Consider the following 1,056-nt stretch of genomic DNA (forward strand, 5'->3'; position numbering starts at 1 on the left):
CATATGCAGATATGGAAGCGTATGATTTGGAATCAGATATTGATATGAGATTGAACGAAGGAGATTTTAAAGAATATGAGTGGAAATGATAAAATGGCTGTCCTTATACCAACAATGAATAGACCAGATTCTTTAAGAAGAACGTTGGGAACTTTTTTTCAAGGAGAAGTCATTCCAGATGAATTAATCGTTATTGATCAAAGTGAGAAGGCAAATGACAGAAACGAAAATAGAAAAATTACAGAAATTTACGCATCGTTTGCAAAAGTAAAGTATATCTACCAATCGCTTCCATCATCGACAAAAGCTCGTAATAAAGCTCTTAAGGAATGCAATTGTGAAATGATCATATTTTCCGATGATGACGTTGATGTCAATAAAAATACATTAAAAAATGTTTTATCAATTATGGGTGACCAATCCATTTCAATGATTGCAGGAGTTAATGAATATGCAGCTGTTTCAAATTCTAAACTTGGGTATTTGTTAGGAACCAAATCATTTAAGAATAGACATATTGGTTATGTGACAAAAAGTGTCTTAGGCCGATTCCCGGATATACTTACATATGAAGTTCCAACACAATGGGCAATGAGCTTTTTCTTTGTTGTTAGAAAAAGTTTATTAGATAAATGGAAGATTAAATGGGATGAAAAAATGACGGGATATGCTTACGCTGAAGATTTGGATTTTAGTTATTCATATTACAAGAAGTCTAAAGCAGAGCATTTGAAATGTATTATGAGCGACAAGGTTATAGTAAAGCATCTTGGATCTCAAGAATATCGTATCCCATCACGAAAACATATTTTTATGTATATTATTAATAGGGCATATTTATGTTATAAACACAAAATGGGTAAAAAGGCCGAAATTATGATGAATTGGTGCAATTTTTGGATGATGATACGAGCTTTTTTAAAAAAGGATAATTATCCCTATTATAGAGACGCAATTAAAAAAGAGAAAAATGTTCGCAAGTATATAAAAGACGGAATATTAAAAGATTCATTTTATGTTTAATATATAATTTTCGGTTTTTGAACCTTTGTATTT

At 30.7% G+C, this 1,056-nt stretch carries 1 protein-coding gene; it reads left to right on the forward strand.

Going from position 1 to position 1,056, the window contains the following annotated elements; genetic code table 11:
• The first annotated feature begins 75 nt into the window (after nucleotides 1-75).
• Nucleotides 76-1,023 (forward strand): glycosyltransferase family 2 protein, encoded by a 948-nt coding sequence (locus KGF70_RS16905; protein ID WP_216786525.1) that lies wholly within the window; start codon nucleotides 76-78, stop codon nucleotides 1,021-1,023.
• Nucleotides 1,024-1,056 lie beyond the last annotated feature (33 nt).

The organism is Lactiplantibacillus sp. 7.2.4 (assembly GCF_018991185.1).
Classification (GTDB): domain Bacteria; phylum Bacillota; class Bacilli; order Lactobacillales; family Lactobacillaceae; genus Lactiplantibacillus; species Lactiplantibacillus pentosus.

What these genes read in the sequence shown, in the direction of transcription:
- KGF70_RS16905 (WP_216786525.1), top strand. Translation starts at nt 76, where the DNA reads ATGAGTGGAAATGATAAAATGGCTGTCCTTATACCAACAATGAATAGA.